The organism is Chitinimonas sp. BJB300 (assembly GCF_002735695.1).
Classification (GTDB): Bacteria; Pseudomonadota; Gammaproteobacteria; order Burkholderiales; family Chitinimonadaceae; genus Chitinimonas.
In genome coordinates this window covers 1-555 of sequence record NZ_PDZH01000368.1, presented here as the reverse complement: position 1 = coordinate 555, position 555 = coordinate 1, and the positions used below count along the sequence as shown (strand labels likewise).

General features: G+C 58.6%; 1 protein-coding gene. It reads left to right on the top strand.

Features of this window, described 5'->3' with window-relative positions; genetic code table 11:
- Positions 1–352: 352 nt before the first annotated feature.
- A partial coding sequence (locus CSQ89_RS21885) for a helix-turn-helix domain-containing protein (RefSeq protein WP_143747148.1) occupies positions 353–555 on the top strand: 203 nt, incomplete at its 3' end.

Genomic DNA, 555 nt, shown 5'->3' with positions numbered 1-555 from the left:
ACGCGACGAGGATAGCGAGCAATGCCAGACGCTGGTGGCGTAATGGCTACGGCGTGCTGAATCGTGCGCTGCCGATCGCCTATTTCGATCGCTTGGGAGTTCCAAGACTCGCCTAACCTCAACTTCTTGAACCGCCCGGTGCGGCCCCGCATGCCGGGTGGTGTGGCAGGGGTCGGCCAGGTAATCTGGCCGCCCCTATGCCGATTTATTTAATATTTATTATCCGCTATTAGCTAGGATTGGTTGAATAGGCGGATTTAAAAACGAACCTGACGGATTCAATACCAGCGGGAGAGAGCGGTGAGCGGCGGTAGGATGCGCTCCCCTTTGCCCGCCAGGAAATTGAAGACCGATGACCTACACGCAACTCACCCAAGGCGAACGATACCGAATCGCAGCCCTGTTGGAAACGCAGCATGCCGCCGCCACCATTGCCAAGCTCATGAACCGAAGCCCGACCACCATCCGGGCCGAACTCCGTCGTGGCCGCAGTACGCCGATGGCAGCCTATTGCCCTGACACAGCCCAACTGCGGGCGCTAGCTCGCAAAGCCAA